Origin of the sequence: Streptomyces sp. W16 (assembly GCF_033194735.1) — a bacterium.
Taxonomy (GTDB): domain Bacteria; phylum Actinomycetota; class Actinomycetes; order Streptomycetales; family Streptomycetaceae; genus Streptomyces.
The window spans coordinates 1-3,646 of record NZ_JAWOAI010000753.1; the positions used below are offsets into that span (position 1 = coordinate 1).

The window sequence follows — 3,646 nt, forward strand, 5'->3', positions numbered from 1 at the left end:
GGCACCCCGACCATGGCGGTCTCGGCCCCCGCGACCTGCCGGCAGCTCAGGGCGACCGTCCACTACGCGTGCCGCACCTCGGGCACCTGGACCGCGCGGCGCGCCGGCGAGACGGTCGCGTCCGGCACGCTGCCCGGGTCGGGGCAGTATCCGGGGCCGGGGACGTACGACTTCGAGGCCACAGTGCGCGTCCGCTCGATGCCCGAGGGAGTGGATGTGCAGGGGACGGTCCACGCGACGCTCACGCTGACCGCGCCCAGGCCGAAGGCGACGCACGGCATCGAGGTCGACCGGAGCACCCTGCGGCCGGACTCCGTGACGACGCTGACGTACACGGTGCGGCGGAACAGTGACGAGGGCGACGGCAGCGCGCGGTTCGGGCTCATCGCGGAGGAGGGCACGGGGGCGGAACTGACCACGACCGACGCCCGCTGCGTCAACCCGCTGATCGGCCGACACCCCGCGCAGGACCGGCTCCCGCACGCCCTGGACTGCGCCCTGACCGATCTCCAGCCGGGGCACCCGGACACCGTGGTGGTCCGGGTCACCCTCAAGTCCCGCTGTTCCACGGTGGTTTCGAAGCTGGGCTACTGGATGCCCCAGGGCCAGGCGCTCTACACCGGGGGCATGCTGGCCGGGCCCACGGTGACCTGTTCCTAGAGCAGGTCCAGCGCCTTCGCCCAGCCGAACTCCGGTCGCCCGCCGTCCTCTTGGGCGTCGCCGGAGTACGGCTCCGCGTAGCGGACGCCCATCTCGCGCAGTCGTACCAGGCTCGCCCGGTAGGCGGGATGGGCGGCCAACGCGTCGCCCACACATGGGAGTACGACGGTCGGGACACCTAGGCCGTACGCCTCGCAGAGGGTGCCGAGGGCGAGGGTGTCCGCGGTGCCGGACGCCCATTTGTTGATCGTGTTGAAGGTGGCGGGCGCGACGATCACGGCGTCCGGGGGCGGAAAGGGGCGCGGATCTCCGGGAGTTCGCCACGCCGAACGTATCGGGCGGCCGGTCTGCGCCTCGACGGCGGCCGTGTCGAAGAACCCGCCCATCGCGACCGGGGTCGCGAAGACCCCGACCTCCCAGTCCCGTTCCTGCGCGGCGGCGATCAGCCGGCCGACGTCCGCGGCGATACCCGCGGCGCAGACGACGACGTAGAGGAAGGGTTTCGAGTCCTGTTCGGTCACTCGGGGAGCCTACTGAAGCGGGAAGGACCGTCCGCGCTCCGCTTCCGGTCGCGGCCCGAAGACGCGCCGTTCGCTCTCCTCGATGGCCAGGTCGTTGATGCTCGCCTCGCGCCGGGTCATCAGCCCGTGCTCGTCGAACTCCCACAGTTCGTTGCCGTAGGACCGCCACCACTGCCCGTCGGCGTCCCGGCACTCGTACTGGAAGCGGACCGCGATGCGGTTGCCGTCGTAGGCCCACAGGTCCTTGCGCAGCGCGTACTCCTGCTCGCGCGCCCACTTGGCGGTGAGGAACTCGGCGATCTCGGCGCGGCCGGTGACGAAGGTGTCGCGGTTGCGCCAGACGGAGTCCTCCGAGTAGGCGAGCGCCACACGCCGCGGGTCGCGGGTGTTCCAGGCGTCCTCGGCGGCCTGGACCTTCTGCGCTGCGGTTTCCCGGGTGAAGGGCGGGAGGGGCGGGCGGTCGGCCATGGTCGTCTCCAGAGCGGGGAAAGGGCGAGAACGTACGTTCTCCGAACGACTGCTAACGTAGAGAACGGTCGTTCTCGCGTCAAGGAGGGGTCGTTCGATGGACAGCGCAGTCGCCCGGGAGCAGGCGCTGGACGCCGCCGAGGAGCTGTTCTACGGCCGGGGCGTCCAGGCAGTCGGCATGGACGCCGTCCGCACCGCCTCCGGGCTCTCCCTCAAGCGGCTCTACCAACTCTTCCCGGCGAAGGACCAGTTGGTGGAGGCGTATCTCGAACGGCGTGACCTGCGCTGGCGCGGACGCCTCGCCGAGCACGTCGAGCGGCACGATGATCCACGGGAGCGAATTCCGGCCGTCTTCGACTGGCTGGAGGAGTGGTTCGGCGAGGCCGGCTTCCGGGGCTGCGCGTGGATCAACTCCTACGGCGAGCTGGGCGCGTCCTCGGAGCGGGTGGTGGCCCAAGTCCGTTCGCACAAGCGGGCGTTCCGCGACTATCTGGCCGGTCTCGTGGCTGACGCCGGGCTGCCCGCCGTACTGGCCGGGCAGGTGTTCCTGCTGGCCGAGGGAGCCATGGTCACGGCGGGCATCACCGGAAGCACGGAGCCGGCGGCGGAGGCGCGCGAGGCGGTCCGATCGCTGCTGCGGGCCCGCTGAGGTCAGCCGGCGGCGAGTGCTGTCAGGGTGGCGCGGGCCCGGGCGAGGGAGGCCGCGGCCACGTCCTCCAGGCCGGCCAGCCGGGGCAGGACGTCGACCCGGGTCAGCTCGGCGGCGACGAGGTGGAGGTGCTCCGGCGGTACGCCCAGGTTGCCGAAGTAGGCCTTCAGATAAGGAGTTTGGAAGTCGAAGTGCTCGCGCGGGGTGCCGGGGCCGTAACCGCCGCCGCGGGCCATGACCACGACCACCCGGGTGTCGCGCAGAAGGCTCTTCCCGGTGTCCGGATCGGTGAGCGCGCCGGGGAAGGTGACGCGGTCGATCCACGCCTTCAGGGTCGCGGGGACCGAGAGGTTGTACATCGGGACACCGAGCAACACCGTGTCGGCGGCAAGGAGTTCGGTGACGTACGGGCGGGTCAGGTCCCACTCGCGCTGCTCGGCGGCGCTCTCGATCAGCGCGGGCACCTTGGCCGGCGGGACGATTCCCTCGCGTTCCACGCGGCGGCCGAGCGTGGTGTAGGCGGGGGTGATCGGCGGCACCGGTGCGGCGGACAGGTCGCGGTGACGGTGGTCCGCTGTGCGGTGTGTCCGCGCGAAGCCCTCGGTGAGTTGCCTGGTCACGGAGTCGGCGGTGGTGTCGGCGCTGGAGTCGATGTGCAGCAGCATGGTGTGGTCACCTCGGTCGGTTCGGGTGCGTCGGAGAGGTGACGGGGCACGACGGGGAAAGGTGACACCCATGCACGGGCACGACGAACTGGCACGGCGGTTCGAGGCGGAGCGCGGGCGGCTGCGGGCGGTCGCCTACCGCATGCTGGGCTCGCTCGGCGAGGCGGACGACGCGGTCCAGGAGGCCTGGCTGCGGCTGAGCCGCGCGGGCGGCGACGACATCGACAACCTGGCCGCCTGGCTGACGACGGTCGTCTCCCGCATCTGCCTCGACATGCTGCGCGTCCGTGCGTCCCGGCGGGAGGAACCCTACGGCGACGGGCTGCCCGAGCCGAGCGCCGGTGAACTGCCCGAGGACGAGGCCGTACTCGCCGACTCTGTGGGGCTCGCGCTGCTGGTGGTGCTGGACGCGCTGGGGCCGGCCGAGCGGGTCGCGTTCGTGCTGCACGATCTGTTCGCGGTGCCGTTCGACCGGATCGCGGCGGTGCTGGACCGTTCGCTGCCCGCCGCGAAGAAGCTCGCCAGCCGGGCCCGGCACAAGGTGCGGGGCACACCGGTGGTGCCGGGCTCGGAACTGGACCGGCACCGGGAGGTCGTCGAGGCCTTCCTCGCCGCCGCGCGGGGCGGTGACCTCGGTGCGCTGCTCGACGTGCTGGCCCCGGACGTCGTCCGGCACGCCGAGC

The 3,646-nt window shown here is 72.0% G+C and carries 6 protein-coding genes; 3 read left to right on the forward strand and 3 right to left on the reverse strand.

The window, feature by feature from the left end; all coding sequences use genetic code 11:
• The coding region (locus R6V09_RS48565) for a hypothetical protein (protein WP_317887839.1) at positions 1-660 on the forward strand (660 nt) is incomplete at its 5' end.
• Here the strand turns inward: R6V09_RS48565 and R6V09_RS48570 are convergent.
• Both R6V09_RS48570 and R6V09_RS48575 read right to left on the reverse strand, forming a co-directional pair.
• Complete coding sequence (locus R6V09_RS48570; protein WP_317887840.1) at positions 657-1,181, reverse strand: flavoprotein; 525 nt, start codon at positions 1,179-1,181, stop codon at positions 657-659. The two genes, R6V09_RS48565 and R6V09_RS48570, sit on opposite strands and share 4 nt — an antisense overlap.
• 9 nt (positions 1,182-1,190) lie before the next feature.
• Positions 1,191-1,649 (reverse strand): nuclear transport factor 2 family protein, encoded by a 459-nt coding sequence (locus tag R6V09_RS48575; RefSeq protein WP_317887841.1) that lies wholly within the window; start codon positions 1,647-1,649, stop codon positions 1,191-1,193.
• 97 nt (positions 1,650-1,746) lie between these two features.
• On the opposite strand from R6V09_RS48575, the gene R6V09_RS48580 reads away from it, so the two are divergent.
• Positions 1,747-2,298, forward strand: a complete 552-nt coding sequence (locus R6V09_RS48580) for a TetR/AcrR family transcriptional regulator (protein ID WP_317887842.1) — start codon at positions 1,747-1,749, stop codon at positions 2,296-2,298.
• A gap of 2 nt (positions 2,299-2,300) precedes the next feature.
• Here the strand turns inward: R6V09_RS48580 and R6V09_RS48585 are convergent, their stop codons facing one another.
• Positions 2,301-2,963, reverse strand: a complete 663-nt coding sequence (locus R6V09_RS48585; RefSeq protein ID WP_317887843.1) for an FMN-dependent NADH-azoreductase — start codon at positions 2,961-2,963, stop codon at positions 2,301-2,303.
• A 70-nt stretch (positions 2,964-3,033) separates the two neighbouring features.
• Between R6V09_RS48585 and R6V09_RS48590 the strand changes: the two genes are divergently transcribed.
• Positions 3,034-3,646: sigma-70 family RNA polymerase sigma factor (locus R6V09_RS48590; protein ID WP_317887844.1), on the forward strand; the 613-nt coding region annotated here is incomplete at its 3' end.